The 17,164-nt window shown below is 53.3% G+C and carries 18 protein-coding genes; 10 read left to right on the forward strand and 8 right to left on the reverse strand.

All coding sequences use genetic code 11. The features are described 5' to 3' along the window. Nucleotides 1-92 precede the first annotated feature (92 nt). From WC612_05325 to WC612_05340, 4 genes are all read left to right on the forward strand, one after another. Complete coding sequence (locus WC612_05325; protein MFA6280192.1) at nt 93-779, forward strand: hypothetical protein; 687 nt, start codon at nt 93-95, stop codon at nt 777-779. 65 nt (nt 780-844) lie between these two features. Next, on the forward strand, nt 845-1,999 hold the full coding sequence (gene hflK / locus WC612_05330; protein MFA6280193.1) for an FtsH protease activity modulator HflK: 1,155 nt from the start codon (nt 845-847) through the stop codon (nt 1,997-1,999). Then, nucleotides 1,996-2,862: a protease modulator HflC gene (locus tag WC612_05335; GenBank protein MFA6280194.1), complete on the forward strand. Its 867-nt coding sequence runs from the start codon at nt 1,996-1,998 to the stop codon at nt 2,860-2,862. The genes hflK and WC612_05335 overlap by 4 nt, the downstream gene beginning before the upstream one ends. 96 nt (nt 2,863-2,958) lie before the next feature. After that, a complete protein-coding gene (locus WC612_05340) occupies nt 2,959-4,446 on the forward strand; it encodes a DegQ family serine endoprotease (protein ID MFA6280195.1) in 1,488 nt (495 codons plus the stop codon). A gap of 709 nt (nt 4,447-5,155) precedes the next feature. Here WC612_05340 and scpB read toward each other — a convergent pair. From scpB to WC612_05355, 3 genes are all read right to left on the reverse strand, one after another. Beyond that, nucleotides 5,156-5,776 carry an SMC-Scp complex subunit ScpB gene (gene scpB / locus WC612_05345; protein ID MFA6280196.1) on the reverse strand — a complete coding sequence of 207 codons (621 nt, stop codon included), beginning with the start codon at nt 5,774-5,776 and terminating at the stop codon, nt 5,156-5,158. A 24-nt stretch (nt 5,777-5,800) separates the two neighbouring features. Beyond that, nucleotides 5,801-6,613, reverse strand: coding sequence for a ScpA family protein (locus tag WC612_05350; protein MFA6280197.1), 813 nt, complete (start codon nt 6,611-6,613; stop codon nt 5,801-5,803). An 81-nt stretch (nt 6,614-6,694) separates the two neighbouring features. Continuing rightward, a complete protein-coding gene (locus WC612_05355; protein MFA6280198.1) occupies nt 6,695-7,051 on the reverse strand; it encodes a hypothetical protein in 357 nt (118 codons plus the stop codon). Between the two features lie 126 nt (nt 7,052-7,177). On the opposite strand from WC612_05355, the gene WC612_05360 reads away from it, so the two are divergent. Both WC612_05360 and WC612_05365 read left to right on the forward strand, forming a co-directional pair. Next, on the forward strand, nt 7,178-7,504 hold the full coding sequence (locus WC612_05360; GenBank protein MFA6280199.1) for a hypothetical protein: 327 nt from the start codon (nt 7,178-7,180) through the stop codon (nt 7,502-7,504). 236 nt (nt 7,505-7,740) lie between these two features. Beyond that, nucleotides 7,741-8,454: a transporter substrate-binding domain-containing protein gene (locus tag WC612_05365; protein MFA6280200.1), complete on the forward strand. Its 714-nt coding sequence runs from the start codon at nt 7,741-7,743 to the stop codon at nt 8,452-8,454. A 35-nt stretch (nt 8,455-8,489) separates the two neighbouring features. On the opposite strand, the gene WC612_05370 is transcribed toward WC612_05365, so the two are convergent. Further along, nucleotides 8,490-8,999: a deaminase gene (locus WC612_05370; GenBank protein MFA6280201.1), complete on the reverse strand. Its 510-nt coding sequence runs from the start codon at nt 8,997-8,999 to the stop codon at nt 8,490-8,492. Between the two features lie 394 nt (nt 9,000-9,393). Between WC612_05370 and secF the strand changes: the two genes are divergently transcribed. Next, nucleotides 9,394-10,311, forward strand: a complete 918-nt coding sequence (gene secF / locus WC612_05375; GenBank protein ID MFA6280202.1) for a protein translocase subunit SecF — start codon at nt 9,394-9,396, stop codon at nt 10,309-10,311. A gap of 151 nt (nt 10,312-10,462) precedes the next feature. Here the strand turns inward: secF and WC612_05380 are convergent, their stop codons facing one another. Genes WC612_05380 through WC612_05395 form a run of 4 tightly spaced genes read right to left on the reverse strand, consistent with a single transcriptional unit; the run spans nt 10,463 to nt 14,638 of the window. Further along, nucleotides 10,463-10,984 carry a prepilin peptidase gene (locus WC612_05380; GenBank protein ID MFA6280203.1) on the reverse strand — a complete coding sequence of 174 codons (522 nt, stop codon included), beginning with the start codon at nt 10,982-10,984 and terminating at the stop codon, nt 10,463-10,465. A gap of 8 nt (nt 10,985-10,992) precedes the next feature. Beyond that, nucleotides 10,993-11,469, reverse strand: coding sequence for a hypothetical protein (locus WC612_05385; GenBank protein ID MFA6280204.1), 477 nt, complete (start codon nt 11,467-11,469; stop codon nt 10,993-10,995). A 47-nt stretch (nt 11,470-11,516) separates the two neighbouring features. Continuing rightward, nucleotides 11,517-13,454: a MacB family efflux pump subunit gene (locus WC612_05390; protein MFA6280205.1), complete on the reverse strand. Its 1,938-nt coding sequence runs from the start codon at nt 13,452-13,454 to the stop codon at nt 11,517-11,519. After that, complete coding sequence (locus WC612_05395) at nt 13,451-14,638, reverse strand: efflux RND transporter periplasmic adaptor subunit (protein ID MFA6280206.1); 1,188 nt, start codon at nt 14,636-14,638, stop codon at nt 13,451-13,453. The genes WC612_05390 and WC612_05395 overlap by 4 nt, the downstream gene beginning before the upstream one ends. Before the next feature lie 195 nt (nt 14,639-14,833). Here WC612_05395 and WC612_05400 point away from each other — a divergent pair, with 195 nt between their 5' ends. The 3 genes from WC612_05400 to WC612_05410 all read left to right on the forward strand — a co-directional run bounded on the left by WC612_05400 (nt 14,834) and on the right by WC612_05410 (nt 17,163). Then, complete coding sequence (locus tag WC612_05400; protein ID MFA6280207.1) at nt 14,834-15,514, forward strand: hypothetical protein; 681 nt, start codon at nt 14,834-14,836, stop codon at nt 15,512-15,514. A 111-nt stretch (nt 15,515-15,625) separates the two neighbouring features. Beyond that, nucleotides 15,626-16,105: a nucleoside deaminase gene (locus tag WC612_05405; GenBank protein ID MFA6280208.1), complete on the forward strand. Its 480-nt coding sequence runs from the start codon at nt 15,626-15,628 to the stop codon at nt 16,103-16,105. 578 nt (nt 16,106-16,683) lie between these two features. Next, complete coding sequence (locus WC612_05410) at nt 16,684-17,163, forward strand: division/cell wall cluster transcriptional repressor MraZ (GenBank protein MFA6280209.1); 480 nt, start codon at nt 16,684-16,686, stop codon at nt 17,161-17,163. The last annotated feature ends 1 nt before the right edge of the window (nt 17,164 follow it).

Here is a 17,164-nt window from a genome sequence, read left to right on the forward strand (position 1 = left end):
CCCATAAAATTGCCACAATTCCACTATAGTCTCCCATCAGAGAGAGTTTTTCGTTTTAAGCCCTTATTTTTATAACAAAAGGAGGCCGCTGGATGTCTTGCCCCAACGACGCAATCAATTTTCACTGTTACCGCGTGCGACAGGGCACTGAGCTTCATCAAGCGATCACGTCTTATCATCAAAAATGCGTTGATTTTATTCAATATGCCCAAAAACTCGTCAAAAAATATGATGCCAACAGCGCCCATATGCTTTTTGGTATCCGCCGCGTTGTCGTTGACGGACTTCACTATACCGACGAAAAAGCGCCTCTTGCGGGTTGGTTTATGGACTGTCTGGGCTATTTCAAGCCTATAAAAGCATCAAAATTCTGTAAAGATTTTGCTTATGTGCTGCCTTACTTTGAAATCCATTATCCTAAGGCAGGTCACGAATTAAGAGCCAGCAAACTAGGCGACACCATAATCGCTGTTCTTCCGGATCACGGGGACGGTGTCAAGCCTCTTGGTGACGGTGATTATCTGGACAAAGCGGCCTACAACGCACTCCTTGAAACTGCCACTAAAACGCAAAAAGAACATATCAGCGAAATGGGGCGAATTGTGTGGATACCCTTGCCTTTGTTCAAAAATCCTGTGTTTGAGCCTTCTGATGAAGTCAAAGAGCTGAACAATGAAAGATGCAACAAAAGAGGCGACTTTAAATATTCCCGCACAGGACGCTATTTTCACAGAGGCGTTCAGAATCTAGCCGCTGCGCTTCACGCGCCTTTTCTCTAGCATTTGACTTTCCGCCCTCATTCTTTCATGGTGAGCCCTCGGCTCACCATGAAAGAATCAAGCCTATGACCGGAAGCGATGATGACGGCCCTTGGGGGTCAAACAAACCCAACGAATCAAATGATCCTCCCCCTCGCAACAAGAACTGGGCGCAGCAATCTAAAAACAATGGCAACGGTCCCCTTGGCGGCCCGCCAAACAACGTCATCCCGCCCCCCGACTTTCAAGAGCTTTGGCGGAAATTTAAAGATTTCATCGATCCCTATAAGCCCCAAGGCCACTTGCAGGCTGCGGCGGCGGGATTAGCCCTAATCGTCGGCCTATGGCTTGTCAGCGGCCTTTATATGGTCGGCGCGGATCAGGTCGGCGTGGTCATGCGCTTTGGCGCTTTTAACCGCACCGAACAACCAGGGCTGCGCTATCACCTGCCCTCACCTATCGAAAGCGTTTCGACCCCCGTTGTGACCGCGCAAAACGAAATCCAGATCGGTTTTCGCAAGCTCTCACGCGATACGGAAGGCGCGCGCGCCGTTCCCGAAGAAAGCATGATGCTGACGCAAGATGAAAACATCATCAACGTGCAGTTCACCGTTTTCTGGCGCGTGGGCGACGTCAAGGACTACCTGTTCGAAATTCGCGACCCCGAAGTCACCATCAAAATGGCAGCGGAAAGCGCGATGCGCGAAGTCATCGGCCAAAGCAAGCTGCAATTTGCCTTGACCGAAGGCCGCGCCCAGATTGCCGAGGAAGCCCGCAAGCGTTTGCAAGCGATCGCCGACGAATACAAAGCGGGAATCATTGTGACACAGATCAACCTGCAAACCGTCGCGGTTCCACTTGAAGTCAAAGCCTCCTTCCAAGACGTCGTGAACGCCCGTCTTGATATGGAGCGTTTCCAAAATCAGGCGGCGGCGCACGTCAATAAAGTCATTCCCGATGCCAAAGGCCAAGCCTCTAAGCTGGTGCAAGAAGCCATGGCCTACCGCGACCAAAAGATCGCCGTCTCTAAAGGCGATGCGGATCGTTTCAAAGAAGTTCTGACCGCCTATGTTGTATCCAAGGATGTCACCAGTAAACGCCTTTATCTTGAAACGATGGAAGCTGTCCTTGGTAACGCGCAAAAGATCATTACCGATAAAGGGGCGGGAACCATGCCTTTGTACCCCTTGCAAGACATGATGAAAAATCGCGCCTCAACACGAGAAGGAAACGCCCCATGAACGGCCGCCTTATGCTTGCTCTCGCCGCCATCGTGATCACCCTCTTCGGGATCGGCGATAGCTATTACGTCGTTCAACAAACGCAACAAGCCATCGTCTTTCAGTTCCGCGATATCGTGCGTGTGGTGGATACCTCTGGCCTGCATTTCAAGGTTCCCTTTTTCCAAAGCGTCGCCTTTTTGGAAAAGCGCGTTTTGGCAGTCGATGCGCCCTCACAGGAAATCATGCTGGCCGAACAAAAACCGCTGGAGGTCGATGCGTTCGCCCGTTACCGCATCAAGGATCCCCTTTTGTACTTCCAGCGTTTGCGCACCGAACGCACCGCGCATGACCGATTGAGCAGCATGCTCAACTCGACCCTGCGCAGCGTGCTCGGCACGATCAAGCTTGCGACCCTCCTTTCCCCTGAACGCGTCGGCGTGATGAGCAAAATCAGTGATCTTCTTAATGCCGAGGCCAAAGATTTCGGCGTTGAGATCGTTGACTTGCGCATTCGCCGCACCGACCTGCCCGAAAAGACCAGCGATGCCGTTTTCTCCCGCATGCGGTCCGAGCGTGAGCAAGAGGCCGCGCAAATCCGCGCCGGTGGACAGCAAGAAGCGACGCAAACCGTGGCCGACGCTGACCGTCAGGCCACCATCATTCTAGCCGAAGCGCAAGGCGCGGCCGAAAAGATCAAGGGTGAAGGCGACCGCAAATCGTTAGAGATCATGGCCGAGGCCACGGGGCGCGATCCCCAGTTCTTTGCTTTCTGGCGTTCCATGCTGGCCTACCGCGAAGGGCTGAAGCCTGAAAACACAACCTACATTCTGAATCCTGACGGCGAGTTCTTCCGCTATTTTGGCGGCGCGTCCACCAAGTAAGCGCCACAAAACGGCCAAAGTTTCTTGCTAAAGAGGTTTCCTCAAGCCTCTCGACACTTCTAGGATTCAAAACCACCCAAAGCGAGGTTAAGAAACATGCGCCACGTTCTTCGTCATTCCCTCCTTCTTGTCCTTTTTCTCGCCGCCGCCTTTTCGCCGCTGACCGCACAGGCGCGTAGCGGCCCCGAAAGCTTCGCCGATCTGGCCGAAAAGCTTTTGCCCGCCGTCGTCAATATCTCAACGACACAAACGGTCACGCAAGAAGACCCCATGCAGGCTTTTGAATTCCAGTTTCCCGAAGGCTCGCCCTTCGAGGAATTCTTCCGCGACTTTAAAGAACGTAACGGCAAAATTCTTCCCCAAGAGGAAGGCAGCGCCCCAGCCCGCAAGCATAAGACCAATGCCCTAGGCTCTGGCTTTATCATCGATCCCGCTGGCTATATCGTCACAAACCAACATGTCATCCAAGATGCCGAGGAAATCACCATCATCCTGCAAGACAACACGAACCTGCCCGCCACGGTAGTCGGCAGCGATAAAAAAACGGACTTGGCCGTCTTGAAGGTCGAAAGCAAGAAGCCTCTTTCCGCTCTGACCTTTGGCGATAGCGACAAAGCGCGTGTCGGCGACTGGATTCTGGCTATCGGCAATCCCTTTGGCCTTGGCGGTACGGTCACGGCGGGTATTCTTTCGGCTCGCGCGCGAGACATCAATTCGGGTCCCTATGACGACTACCTACAAACCGATGCGCCCATCAATCGCGGCAATTCGGGCGGCCCCATGTTCAACATGAACGGCGAGGTTATCGGCGTGAATACGGCCATCTATTCGCCATCGGGCGGCTCTATCGGCATTGGCTTTGCCATTCCCTCATCGATGGCCAAGAACGTCATTGATCAGCTGAAAGCAACCGGCGCGACTAAACGCGGTTGGATAGGTGTACGCATTCAAGCCGTAACCCCTGAAATAGCTGAAAGCCTTGGCCTTGGCGCACCCCGAGGAGCCCTCGTCTCAGGCGTCACGAAAGACGGCCCCGCCGCCAAAGCCAAGATTGAGGTTGGCGATATCATCGTGACGTATGACAGCAAGCTGGTTTCCGAAATGCACCGCTTGCCGCGTTATGTTGCTGACACGGAAATTGGCAAGACGGTTCCCCTGACCGTCATTCGCAAAGGCAAAGAGATCTCGCTAGAGATCAAAATCGCTAAGCTTAATGCCGAGGACGAGGACAAAGAGGAAACCCTCTTGACGGGTGCCCCCGCAACAACCCCTCAAGCCGACAAGGTTGAATCCTTGGGGATCGACGTTGCGCCCGTAACCGAGGCTTTGCGCAAAAGATTCAAGATCGGCAAGGATGTCGGCGGCGTCGTTATCGTCAAGGCTGCATCCAGCAGCGTGGCCGCTGACTCAGGCCTTCAGGTTGGCGACGTGATCAGCGAAGCCGCCCAGAAGGAAATCAAAACAGCCAAAGAGCTTTCCGCTATCGCTGGGGAAGCCAAAGAGGCGGGAAAGCCCATCTTGCTTTTGGTTGATCGGCAAGGCGATTTGCGCTTCATCGCCATCAAGTTTGAGAAGAAGAAATAACACCAACCGCCCTATGAGATGACTCATAAAACCTTGACGGGATTTCCTCCTATCCACTTCTTCGTCATCCCGCACGAAGTCCCGCGTATAGAGGGACGAAGATGCGGGAACCAGCCTGCCTTGCCGAAGCTGCGAAGCAGCGTAGGCAGGTTGAAAACTTTTCCTTTAAACAATCCCGATCATTGTTTTTTGGCGAAACAAAGAGAATTCAACTGGATCCCGCATCACGCGTCTGACGCTTTGCGTCATCCGCTGTCTGCCCCGCGAAGCCCTCTCTCCCGTCATCCCAGAAAACTTTCTCTTCGCGCCCCTTGTCGCGCCATAGCTGCGGAGCAGCGAAGGCGGATGCGCGAAAGAAAGTTGATCTGGGATCCAGACACTCTTGCCGCCCGCATCGCCGTTCATTCATCGCCTGCCGATAGAAACACTGGATCCCACGTCCATTTTCTTTCGCGCTTTCGCGCGAAGAGAAAATGTCTTGGGATGACGTAAAGGGACCCAACAAAAAAGGCTTCGCGCCACCACGAAGCCCCTTCTTCCCTGAACTCTGCGCTCTGGCCCCTAAACTCTGATTCCGGACACAGCTCCGCACAGCAATGTCAATAGCAGAATCGTCCCCACATGTCAAGGAAAAAACGCATTTTTACACCAAAAATGTTTTGTTTATTTTCAGTACATTAGCGTGTCTCAAAGGACAAATGCCTCTTTTTTACTCTTCGCCCTCGTCAACCCAATTGGCAAAATCGGCATCATCGGGGTCAGCGGCCTCGCCGCCCTCCGCGCTCATCGTCGCCAAAATAGGCCGCGCATCCAAAAGGCCTGCGGCCTTCAAATCTTCCATACCGGGCAAGTCCTTCAAAGACTCCAAATTAAAATGGCCAAGGAACTCAGGCGTTGTTTTCCATGTCAGCGGGCGACCCGGCGTCTCGCGCCGTTTGCCCGGTCTGATCCACCCCAGCTCTAACAAAATATCCAGCGTGCCTCGGCTCGTCTCCACGCCGCGCACGCTTTCAATCTCACCGCGCGTGACAGGCTGGTGATAGGCAATGATCGCCAGCACTTCCGAAGCGGCCTTGGGCAGCTTGCGGCGCGTCTGTTTGGTCACCTTCATAAGCGGCGCAAGCGCGGGATCGGTGCGAAAGCCCCACACGCCGCCCGTCTCGACCAGATTGACGCCCCTGCCCTCATAATGCTTTTGCAATTCTGCCAACAGCGCAGGGACATCGGCGGACTCGCCCAATTGGCTTTGCAAGATGGGCAGCGTCATCGGCTCGTCGCTTGCGAAAAGGATAGCCTCTAAAAGGCGCAAGGCAGGTTCAATCTCGGTCATAGGCGTCGTCTCATTCATAAAGGGTCACGTTTGTTTTTCATCGTTGGGGGAGCGGTTTTTCACATAAAGCGTCGAGAAAGTCTGTCCTTGCCGCACTTCCAGCTCGCCCTCTTTCACCATTTCCAAAACGGCGGCGAAAGTCGACGCGATGGCCGAGCGCGATTCCAAAGTATCATGCCCCAGCATATTGGGCAGGAACATTTGCAAGCTGCCCCACTGCGGCAAACCACCCAGCATACGGCGAAGGCGTGTCAGGCTTTCTTCCATGCTGTAAAGGCGCGTGGGCGCAATATCGTAATGATCGGGCTTGCGGCGGCGTTGCGGCGCGCCAAGAGCTGACAGCAAATCATAAAGCGGCAGGAAATAGACGGGGTTTTCCTCAACCTCGCGCTTTTCGGGAAGGCCACGCCGGAAGAAATCCACGCCCAGCTGCGGCAAATCCAAAACCTGTCGCGCCGCTTTCTGCATCGCCTCAAGGCGGAGCAGCTGGAACTTCAGCGCCTCGGCCATATCGGCGGGGTTGGCTTCGTCCTCTTGCAATTCCGGCAGCAACAGGCGCGATTTCAAATACGCCAGCCACGCGGCCATCACCAGATAATCGGCGGCAATCTCAAGGCGCATCGAGCGCGCCGAGTTGATGTAATCCAGATATTGCTCGGCCAGCGCCAGAATGGAAAGCTTGGAAAGATCGACCTTTTGCTCCCGCGCCAACGTCAAAAGCAAATCGATGGGGCCGTCAAAGCCCTCAAAGGCAACCACAAGGTCTTGCGGCGAGGCTGCCACAGGCAAATCTTGCGGCAAGGTCGTGTCGGGGGAAGGAGGCAAAGTATCATTCATGGGGCGTGCGAATCGAGCCTATTGTTTCAAGAAGGCGTGATTTTGCCCTCTATCGCCGCGCGTTGCACCAAGAAAATTCTCTTATTTCTTCATCTTAAACGCTGCGACGATCTGGTTCATGACCGAGGCCTGCCGCAGGGAGGATTTGGGCGGGGGCACTTTGACGGCAGAGCGTTTTTCGCCCTTTGTATGGCTGTGAAGCAACGCCGCGACGTCTTCCTTGCTTAACATCGGGTCCTTGCCCCCCTTTTTGGTCTCGCGCAACACTTGATCAATATGCGCGGAGGCCAGTTCCTTAAGGTGCGGCTTAGCAAGACCCAACAAAAGAGCCTGATCGCGCACCGCCCATGTAATAAGCAGCTTTTGCGCGTCCTTTTTATCGCCGTTCGTCGCCTTAAGCGCCTCATGGATTTTGGCTGTAAGGTATTGCTCCGACATTTCTTTCTCCTTTAACGCGATCAAATCCATGGCAGGATACCCCTTAATTCCTAAGATACGGTAAGCGTCATAGTTTTTGGGCAAGAACCATGCTATTCTCAACCCGACTGGAAAGGAAGGCCAATCATGTCGCTTTGGGGGCTTGTTTTTGTGATTTCAACGGGCGCGGCCGCTTGCGCCTTCGTCGTTGTGGCCGTTTTGTGGCTGAAGAAACTTCGCGAAACACTGGCCGTTACCCTTGGCGAGACCGCCAGCCAGCAAATCAAAACCGCACAAAGGCTCAGTGATACGCTCGCCTCTCTTGAGCGGCAGCAGCAGCGTTACGAACAAAGGCTGGAGACGCTGACAGAGGCCTCCCTTCGCATGAGGCAGGACATCAATCATCTGGATGGCCGTTTAGAGATGACCGAGCGCGACCTCAACCCTTCCTCAACCCCGCGCCTTTTGCATTAGATTTCTTGCATAATCTACCCCCTACGGCTTGTTCCTACTGGGATTTTAGATTAAGATGCGGCACAGAAAATCTATTTCCAACAGGCCCCCAGAGGAACAATGAATAACAAATTCTCTTTATTTGCCGTTGTCATGGCTTTTTTCGCACTTGGCCTTTCGATACACAACTCGCGCACAACAAACGTTACAAAAACAGAAACGGTTTACGAACGCATTATGCGGACTGGAACCATACGGTGTGGTATACGCCTTATTCCGTTGGGTTTATGAAAGACCCCAACACTGGTAAAATGAGCGGCATTTACGTCGACGTTGTAAAAGAACTTGCCAAAAATCTTCAATTAAAAATCGAGTATGTCGAAGAAGTTGGCTGGGGGCAACAAATTGAAGGCTTACAAAGCAATCGTTACGATATGATTTGCTCCCCCACCAGTCTTAACGCCAGCCGGACAAGGTCTGCGGATTTCTCAATCCCCCTTTATTATAGTCCCGTTGAAATCTGGGTACGCACTGGCGATCCCTTAGCACAAGCAAGTTTGAAGACCATCAACAAACCAGAAGTCAAAATATCGGTATTGGATGGTGAGCAAACAGCAACATTCGCGCGCAATTACTTTCCATTGGCACAAGCCGTATCGTTGCCACAGTCGGCCAGTTTTTCAGAACTGATGCTACAAGTGACGACAAAAAAAGCCGATATTACGTTTGCAGAACCGACCGCTGTTTTCGAATTTATGGAACAAAACCCGAATACTCTTGAAAAGGTCAAAGCCGATAAACCGTTGGTAACGGTGCCAAACATCCTTCTTATCCCAAACAATCAATTCGCCTTCAAGGAAATGATCGACAACGGTTTGCGAGAACTCTTCAATACAGGGTTTATGGATCAAGCAATAAGCAAATATGAAAAATACCCGAACAGTTATATTCGAGAAACAGCCCTAAGATAACAGAGCTGCGCCGCAATCCACCAAATGCTGAATACCTAAGAAACCTCGCCCATATCAACCAGCGTCACAGCTACGCCCGCTTCTTGAAGCTTGGTTTGGCCGATGGCGATGCTCTTTTTCCATTTAGCCTTAAGCCGACCATGGGCGCGATCAGAATCCTTGGGCACAATGACCTCGCGGATGCCGCTTTCGGCAATAAGGCCCGCGCAAACGGTGCAAGGCGCAAGCGTCACATATAGCCGCGCCCCCTTCAGGCAAGCTAGCTTGCGCGCCGCCCCAATGATCGCCAGTTGCTCGGCGCAATTGATCCAAAGCGAGCGCGAGCCATCCGCATAACGCTCGGCCACGCTTTCATCAACGCCATGCGCAAAACGATTAGTAGCGCGGGCAATCTCTTTGCCTTGAGGATCGACAAGGATCGCGCCGACCTTCACCATCGGATGAGGGCTTCCGCCACATTGAGGCTCACGTTGGCTAAAGGCCAAGGCCTTCTTCAACCACGCGCTATGGTCGGCTTGTTGCTCATTTTTGTTTATTTTAGCCATAAAACACCGTCCTTGAATGGGATGGGTAGTATAACCCAATGTTTTTACGAAATTGTTAAGGTGCGCGGGGGCTCTATGAATCCGACCATAAGTAAAGCACAAGAAGGCAACTTCCCTTTTAGCGTCATACCGGCGAAAGCCGGTATCCAGTTGCGCCGTGTCTACGGCGCATGTAAGTCAAAAACATAAGAAAACAGGCTGTTTTTGACCGACATAACTCTTATGCCTCGCGGACGCTCGGCGCTGGATTCCGGCTTTCGCCGGAATGACGCAGAATGTTTGTATGTGCGCTACCTTATGGACTCATTAATAACCTAGGGTCTTGCCCCTAGACAGAGCCCTTTGCTTTCTATAGATAAAAGCAACACGATAGATAGCAAAGGAATCGCTCCCCATGTTTTTGCGCCCTTGGAATTTTGTTCCCCATAACACGAAAATCGACTTTGTCGCCAAGCGCTGGTGGGGTTTCTCGGCGACTTTGGTTTTGACCATAGCCACCGTCGTTTCTTTGGCCCTCAACGGCCTCAATCTCGGCATTGATTTTAAGGGCGGCATCCTGATTGAGGCCAAGGCCACGCAGGCCGTCGATATGGCCGCCTTGCGGGGCGATCTAGGCTCCCTAGGCCTTGGCGAAGTGACCTTGCAAGAGTTTGGCTCGCCCAACGATGTATTGGTTCTCGTGCAACGTCAGGAAGGCGATGAAAACGCCCAACAACGCGCTGTCCAGCTTATCCGCGAGAAAATGGGAACCAGCTATGAATACCGCCGCGTCGAAGTCGTCGGTCCCACCGTCGGTAAAGAGCTTTTCCAAGCCGGTATCCTCGCCACTTTATTCGCCGTTCTGGCCATCGCTATTTATGTCGGCTTTCGCTTTGAATGGCAATTCGGCGTAGCGGCCTTTACCGCCACGTTGCACGATGTGCTTGTGACCGTCGGCCTTTATTCCGTCTTTCAGCTTGATTTCAATTTGACGGCCATTGCCGCCCTTTTGACGCTGGCGGGATATTCCATCAATGATACGGTCGTTGTTTTCGACCGCATTCGCGAAACCTTGCGCCGCCATAAGGCCACCAGCCTGAAAGACGTCATCAACGATTCCGTCAATCAGACGCTGTCGCGCACCCTGATGACGGCGGGCGTGACCTTGCTGGCGCTGATGCCCCTACTCGTCTCCGGCGGGCCGACGTTGTTCAACTTCTCGATCGCAATTACATGGGGCATTTTAGTGGGAACTTATTCGTCCATCTATGTGGCGGCATCGTTCCTACTTTATATGCCAGCCTTACGCCGGATCGACCTTAAGAAAAAATAACACAAAACGGCGCATTAAACGACTCATCGTCCAAGAAAACAAACGGGATTCCCGCTTTCGCGGGAATGACAGGATTTGTGTTTAAGTTAAACCTTCTACCGTCATCCCCGCGAAAGCGGGGATCCAGTTTTCTTTTTCTTTATGCGCCAGACTATAGGGTCTTTAGGACAACAAGCGCGATCAGCAAGCCCAGAAATAAGAACGGCGCGAAGTGAACGTAGCAGTGCCCTGCATAGGTCGGGCTGAATCGCGCCCACAGCTTGCGTAGGCCCATCCACACTAACGCGAGCCACGCCGCAAAAACCCACGCCCACGCGACAGGCTTAACCCCAAAGCCCAAGACAGCCAGCGCCGTCCATTTGGCATCGCCAAAGCCAAAAGCATCATGATTGCACAGCTTGAAATAGAGCTGGTTCGACAGCCTTAAAACAACGACAGCCGCCACCGCATAGAGGAAGGGCACAACCGCGACATGCCACCCGCTAACATAGGCCAACGAAAAGAGCGCCACGAGAAACATGCCCACGACAGGCCCATCGGGAACGCGTCCTGTCCGCGCATCAACGAACGATACCCACGCCAAAACCAGCAGGATCAACAAGGGCATAAACCAAAGAGGATCGGGGTACGAGGCCTTTAAGATAATAAGGATCGATTGGAGATCAAGCGCCATAAAAAGCCCTATCCAACAGCCTTAAGCGGCTCGGCCTCTTGTTCGTCAAACGGCTCCTTCGAGGAAAAGGCATCCTCATGCGCGATTTGCCCCAGATCCCAAAGACGCTCTGCCGTCTCACGCGCCATTTCCTTCCACCGAGCCGTTTCGGCTTGGTTGAGGGTTAGCATTTGCTCTAATTCAAAAGCGCGTTTGCGCCAAAACTCAATTTGCGTGGTGAGACTCTGGTTCTGCTCGACATGGGCATCCAGCTCATCGTGCATGCGGTCAATCTTGGCCTCAAGCTGCACATCGGCGGGAGAAAAGAAACCACGGGCCAGTGAAAAGCCAGAGCGCTGCGCGATCCTTGCCAAATCGGAAAAAGACAGCCCCTCACGCGACAGGATCCGCCGCGCCATGCGAAGCGCGCCCAAAGCCTCCCCCTCATGATCGGAGTCGGCTAGCGCAAGGACTTTATCCAGTTGATCAACGACTTTTTCATTCATCCTTTTTTCTTAGCACAAACGGTTGAGTCGTCCAAGCCGCGAGTTTCCTATTCACTGGCCAAGGCGGTGACGGGATCCATCATCGCCGCCTTACGGGCGGGCAAATAGCCAAACAGCAAGCCCGTGGAGACCGCGCAGGTAAAGGCAAGCAGGATAGGCGGCAGGCTTAAAATCGCCCGCGTGCCCAAAGCGTCCACGATAAGCGCCACGCCAACGCCCAGCAAAACGCCAAGCAGGCCGCCCGTGACGCAGACCACCACGGCCTCGGTCACGAACTGCAAAAGAATATCGCGCGTTCGTGCGCCCGTTGCCATACGCACGCCAATTTCGCGCGTACGCTCGGTCACACTGACGAGCATGATATTCATCACGCCAATGCCACCCACCAGAAGAGAGATCGCCGCGACCGCGCCCAGCATGATTTTCAGCGTGTTCTGCGTTTCAGCCGCCATCTGAATAAACGAGGCCGAGTTGCGAACGGAAAAGTCCTCTTTCCTATGGCGCTCTAACACTAAATCATGGATCGCTTTTTCTGTTTGATCGATGGTTTTAAGGTCATCGGCTTGCGCCGTAATCCCGCTGAGGAACGAGCGCCCGAAAAGCCGCACCGTCCCCGTCGTCAGCGGCACAAAGATCACGTTATCGCGGTCGGAGCCCATGGGCGAAGCTCCCTTTTTATCCATCACGGCAATAACCTCAAAAGGAATGTTCTTGATGAGAATAATTTTGCCAATCGGATCCTCGCCATGAAGAAAAAAGGAATCCTTAACCGTTTTGCCGATCATCGCAACGGTTGCCATGCGGCGATAATCGTCCTCGGTGATGGGATTGCCCTCAGCCACTGGCCAATCGTTGACGGCCGACATAGCCTGATTGGTTCCCGTGACAGAAACGCTTGAATCCACCTCGCCATACCGCGCCGTGTACGAACCGCTGCGCTCAGGCACGACGGCTTTAATGTTCGCCAGTCCCGCGATAGCTTCGGCATCCTGAACGGTCAGCGTCGAAAGAGAACCACTAGACCTCACACCCGGAGCGCCCGGACGCACCATCAGCAAATTGGTTCCCATCGCGGTAATTTGATCCATCACTTTTTGCTTGCTGCCATCGCCAATCGCCAGCATCGCGATCACCGAAGCCACGCCGATGATAATGCCGAGCAGCGTCAAAATAGTGCGAAACATATTGACGCGCAAAGCCCGAACCGCCATCGCGGCGGCCTCTTGCATCTCGTCCACGGGGCCGCCCTCGCCTCTTGGCTTTGACGAAGCCTGCGGCAAGCTTTCCGTTACTGAGGCATCCGCGCCAGTATCCGAAAGAACTTTGCCATCCGCGATACGGATTTGCCGCCGCGCATGAGACGCCACCTTTTCATCATGCGTGATCAAAATAACGGTGCGCCCCTCGCCATTCAACGAAGTCAAAACCGCCATCACTTCCTCGCCACTATGACTATCCAAAGCGCCCGTCGGCTCATCCGCCAGAATAACGACGGGATCATTAACAAGGGCGCGGGCAACGGCCACGCGCTGCTGCTGCCCACCCGACAACGCATTAGGCCTATTGCCTTGACGTTCTGCCATATCAAGACGAGCCAAAAGCTGGGTCGCGCGGCGCGCACGCTCGGCCTTGGGCAGACCGGCATAGATCGCGGGAAGCTCCACGTTTTCCTTGGCCGTCGCGGAGGCCAACAAATTATAGCGCTGATAGATAAAACCAAAGGTGCGTGAACGCAGCGTGGCGCGTTCATCCCGATCAAACCCCCCGACCTCTTCGCCCTTGATCGCATAGCGGCCAGCGGTAGGACGATCAAGGCAGCCAAGGATATTCATCAGCGTCGTCTTACCAGAGCCGGATTGGCCCATGATCGCGACGAACTCGCCCGCCTGAATCTCTAGTGAGACATCATCAAGCGCCCGCACAATCGTATCGCCCTCGCCATAGTGACGGGAAATATGCTCAAGCCTTAATAAAGGCTGGGTCATAAACGCGCCCCCATGGAAGGCGGCAAGCGCGGCGCATCTTTCTTTGAACCGTTCGCCCCTTCAGGCGCAGCCAGCAAAACCTTTTCGCCCTCGGCCAACCCTTCGCGAATTTCAGCAAAGGCGCGGGTTCTAAGCCCCACAAACACAACGCGATCTGCCGCGCCAGAGGGCGTGTCCACGCTCACCTGATAAGCCTTGCCCTTCTCGCTATCCTGCTTTGGCAGACGCAAGCCCAACGCCGCAGGCAGCAGGCGCAACACATTATCCACCGAGGCAATCGCGAAGCTGGCCTGAACGCTCATCCCCTTCATCAACGAACGATCCTTATTCTCCACATCGACAAGCGCGTTGTACAAAACGACATCGTTGATGATTTCAGGCGTCGGCAAAATCTGGCGGATCACACCATGCCACGCGCGATCCCGTGAGCCGAGCGTCGTAAAGGAAACAGCCATCTCAGGCTTAAGCCGCGACACATCGGCCTCGGCGATTTCGGCGCGAATAGTCATCACGTCCAGATTGGCAATTTGCAAGACCGTGGGAGTCGTCTGATTGGCATTAAGCGTTTGCCCTTCCCGCGCCGTGCGGTCGGACACGATGCCGTCCATCGGCGCGTAAATCTTGGTATAGCCAAGATTAATCGTGTCTTTTTCCAACGCCGCGTTGATCTCGCGGATTTGCGCGTCGAGCGACAGCACAGCGGCCTCGGCGATTTTCAGCGTCCTGTCTTTATCTTCCATCTCTTCTTGGCTGATGGATTTGCTTCCCACCAGCTTACCCGCACGCTCAAACTGCAAGCGATCAAAATCGACTTGCGCCTTTTGCTGGATCATCTGGGCTTCAAGAGACGCCAGCTTCGCCTGATCCGCTTCCAACAGCGACTGATAAACCTTGGGATCAATCTCGGCCAGCAAATCGCCCGCCTTCACGCTATCGCCAATATCGACATAAAGCTTCTTGATCTGCCCCGACACCTGAGCACCGACATCGACATAGTCCTTCGGCTCTAACGCGCCCAGCGCCATCACGGTCTCTTCGATAGGCCCGCGCGTCACAACGGCAAAGCTCGGCGCCTTTTCTTCATTAGAGGCACTGCCCCCCAACCAATAAACGGCTCCCCCGCCTGCCAAAAGAACAAGGGCAAGGATCAGCATAAAGCCTTTGGCTTTTATTTTCTGCATCATGGTCTTTTCTGAAAAAAGGAGGCGTCAGGCGGGAAAGATATCACTCTTTTCTACTCCCCCAGCCGATAAGCGGCAAGTTAAGCTTAAAAAGAGGGGAAATTGTGGCATTAACTATGCTTTCACGTTCCCCCCGCCCCTTAAGGCGTTTATAAAGGCAGCTTGAATACACCGACCCTTTTTGAAAGGAACCATTCCATGACGCAACCCACAGCCAATATTCACAAAATCCAATTTGAATTCACACCCCCTTCTTTCAGAGCGCTGCATGTTAACGCATCATGCCCTGTCAAGGTGATGCCTTCCCTTAACGCGCCAACAATTTCACCGGAAACGCTGCTGATCCAGTACTTCACCAACACGCCGGAAGATCGTCATTTCACCTATAACCAGAACTCCAGCAGCTTCACCGCGAAACAAAACCGCCCCGCAAGCGACGACAATGTGGATTCCATTCTGATTTATTTGCCAAATAATATTTCTCTTGATTTCACCATGAAAGGTCCTTTGGCCAAGCTGGAGTGCGAAACAACTGGGCTAGTGATGGTTGATCTGGATGTAGATGTTCGAGAAAGCTGGATTAAGGCGCAAAAAATCGTCCTATACACTCGCGCTAAGAACCCGACATCTCTTATCCTTACCGATGGGGCGTCCCTTGATCTTTTCTATAACGGACAAGGCCTTGTTAAAGCGGACTTCCTATCCTCCCACAAAGAAGCGACTATTCACGTCCTTGTGCATACCGATCCAGACTTGACCTTCTTTATGGCCGATGGACAAACCGTTGTCGAAAAGAAGCCAAAAGGCAAAAACGGGCGCTATTCTATCAGTCCTAATGCGCTAAAAGGTTTCACCGTCGAAACCGTCCCCGCCCCCTAAGCGCAAGCCCTTTGACAAATCTTTTTTTAGGACTATAGAAAGCCCTCGCAGGCCAAGCCTTGCGGCTGTCGTGCCCGCGTGATCTCATCCTTCTTTGTTAAAGGCAGGAACATGAAAAACGCTGATCAACCCTTTCTTGAACGCGCCATAGAAAAAGCAAAAGAGTCCGTCGCCAAGGGCGGCTTTCCTTCTGGAGCCATCCTTGTCAAAGATGGAGAAGTTATTGGCGAGGGGCTTTGCCTTGGCGGGGCTCTGCACGATCCAACAAGCCACGGCGAAATCGCCGCTATCCGCAGTGCTTGTGCAACGCTCAAGACCACTGAACTCAAAGACGCTGTCCTCTATGCCGCGATGTCGCCCTGTGTCATGTGCTTAAGCGCCGCGATGTGGAGCGGCGTGGTCAGAATTGTCTATGCTTTGGCACAGGAAAAAGTAGCCGCCCAATATTATGGCGGGCATTATGAAATGGCCGCCCTCAACAACACTTTTTTGACACCTATAAAGCTTGATCATTTGAAAAAGCTTGAACCCGAGGCACTGGCTATCGTTCGCGCATGGGAAAAGCAATGGGCCGCACCCAAGGTCGGCTGATTTTCCTAAAACCTTTCGTCGTTCAAGAAGTAACATATACAGGCCTCCCCTCTTGCGGGGGAGGAACGTTTTTCTTGGGCTTACTCGTCGCGCCGTAGCGTTGAAGACGCGAAGGCGGACAGTAAGGCCTTAGAAAAACGAGGTGGGGGGTTATGATGGGGGCAGGAGGTTATATAACCCCCTTCCTGAAAAAACTAAGGCGTTACGTTGTAACACCAAGTTTTTCCATCGACGCCCTTCGGCGTCGATCCCGCCGCAGGGGGGAGGTAAAGATAGATTGCGATCAAGAAACTAGCGGCCACACCATCTTCTCCACAGCTAAAACAAGAACAAACAAAGAACAACCTGCTTGTTCACTCTTTGTTTACTTCATCCTGACAAACTAGAAGAAATCAATCCTTTGTCATTCCCGTTTAGTAACTATTTTTTCCACATAATTAATACATTTTTATCACATAATCCCTTGATTTCCCATGACGACCCATGTTATCCCATATATACCCAAACATACTGTTTTGTGCGTTGCGGTGGTGCGCAGCGCAAAATACGGTGTAACCTTTTGATTGTAGAGGCTTTTTATGGCCGTGTTCCTTTCCAGTTTTGTCAATAGGGTTGACAAGAAGGGACGCGTGTCGGTTCCGGCCTCCTTCCGCTCGGTTTTGGGCCCTGATGCGACAGGCATCGTTGTCTTCCGCTCTTTGCAATACGATGCGCTGGATGGCTGCTCTATCGCGCACCTTGAGCTGCTGAGTCAGAGCCTTGAAAAACTCGACCTGCCGCCCGAGGCCTATGAGTTGATCGAAACCACTATCTTCGGTGGCTCACAGCAGGTTGCCTTTGACAGCGAAGGGCGCGTGTCCCTGCCCCCCTCGCTCACCGAAGCCGTAGGCATCACGGACGAGATCGTCTTTGTCGGGCGTCGCAAAACCTTTCAACTTTGGAATCCTGAAAAATTCGCCGCGCACGATGCCGCTACGCGCAGCGCCGCAAGGGCCAAGGATTTGTCGCTGAGCAAAATCATCGCTGCCGCCTCCCTGAAAATGGAAGGGAGCGTTTGAC

Source organism: Bdellovibrionales bacterium, from assembly GCA_041662785.1.
In the GTDB taxonomy this organism is placed as follows: domain Bacteria; phylum Pseudomonadota; class Alphaproteobacteria; order UBA9219; family UBA9219; genus UBA8914.